The organism is Mesorhizobium sp. M4A.F.Ca.ET.020.02.1.1 (assembly GCF_004022645.1).
Classification (GTDB): domain Bacteria; phylum Pseudomonadota; class Alphaproteobacteria; order Rhizobiales; family Rhizobiaceae; genus Mesorhizobium.
Map to the genome: position 1 here is coordinate 1 of NZ_RZOI01001094.1, position 1370 is coordinate 1370.

The following is a 1370-nucleotide window of genomic DNA, read 5'->3' on the forward strand; positions in this document are numbered from 1 at the left end:
GCTCTAGATTCACGTGAGGGCGGTCTGCAAATGTCGATTTTCTGCGCTTCCGGTGCTCATGTACCTAAATGTACATTCCGCTCCGGTTCTCCAAATTCGCCATTTTCGACTCGCCCTGATGTGAATTCGATCGAAGTTCCAAGCCCATGATCAACCTGCCGCGCGACCGCATGGATCAAGTCGTGAAGCGTTTCGAGATGCTCGAAGCGCAGATGTCGGCCGGGCCGACTGCGGACGCCTATGTCCGGATGGCCTCGGAATACGCCGACATCCAGGAGATGGTAGCCAAGATCCGGGCGCTGCGCGCAGCCGAGCAGGAACAGGCCGACCTCGAGGCGATGCTCGCCGACAAGGGCACCGATGCCGAGATGCGGGCGCTCGCCGAGGCCGACCTTCCGCAAGTCGAGGACCGCATCGAGACGTTGCGGAAAGACATCCAGATCCTGCTCCTGCCCAAGGATGCCGCCGACGACAAGAACGCCATTCTGGAAATCCGCGCCGGCACCGGCGGCGACGAGGCGGCGTTGTTCGCCGGCGACCTGTTTCGCATGTATGAGCGCTACGCCGCCTCGCGCGGCTGGCGCTTCGAAGTGGTCTCCGCAAGCGACGGCGAGGTCGGCGGCTACAAGGAAATCATCGCCTCGGTGTCGGGCAAAGGCGTGTTCGCGCATCTGAAATTCGAGTCCGGCGTGCACCGGGTGCAGCGCGTGCCGGCGACCGAGGCTGGCGGGCGCATCCACACCTCGGCGGCGACCGTCGCCGTGCTGCCGGAAGCGGAGGAGGTCGACATCGAGATCCGGGCCGAAGACATCCGCATCGACACGATGCGCGCATCGGGTTCCGGCGGCCAGCACGTCAACACCACCGATTCGGCGGTGCGCATCACCCATTTGCCGACCGGCATCATGGTGGTGCAGGCGGAAAAGTCACAGCACCAGAACCGGGCGCGCGCCATGCAGATCCTGCGGGCGCGGCTCTATGACCTCGAACGCAGCAGGGCGGACGAGGAGCGCTCGGAATCGCGCAAGTCGCAGGTTGGCTCGGGCGACCGCTCGGAGCGCATCCGCACCTACAACTTCCCGCAAGGCCGCCTCACCGACCACCGCATCAACCTCACTCTCTACAAGCTCGACCGGGTGATGATGGGCGAGCTCGACGAGGTCGTCGACGCGCTGATCTCCGACCACCAGTCGAAACTGCTCGCCGACATTGGCCTCGATGGCTGACATTTTGCCCGGCACGCTCGGGCCGCTGCTGCGGGAGGCGCGGCAACGTCTGGCCGCCGCCGGCGTGGCCGATCCGACGCTGGATGCCAGGCTGCTCGTCGAGCATTTTTCCGGAACGACCCGCACCCAGGCCATCGCCGAGCC

Annotated in this window: 1 protein-coding gene and 1 pseudogene; both read left to right on the forward strand. The window is 65.2% G+C overall.

All coding sequences use genetic code 11. The features are described from left to right. Window positions 1-146 precede the first annotated feature (146 nt). Entirely contained in the window at window positions 147-1226 is a 1080-nt protein-coding gene (gene prfA, locus EN742_RS35110; RefSeq protein WP_126058149.1) for a peptide chain release factor 1, read from the forward strand. Then, window positions 1219-1370, forward strand: a pseudogene (locus EN742_RS35115) (protein-(glutamine-N5) methyltransferase, release factor-specific); the annotation flags it as partial. The gene prfA and the pseudogene EN742_RS35115, both read left to right, overlap by 8 nt.

Bases quoted from the DNA above. Each gene is read 5' to 3' on its own strand.
- prfA (WP_126058149.1), top strand. From the start codon at position 147: ATGATCAACCTGCCGCGCGACCGCATGGATCAAGTCGTGAAGCGTTTC.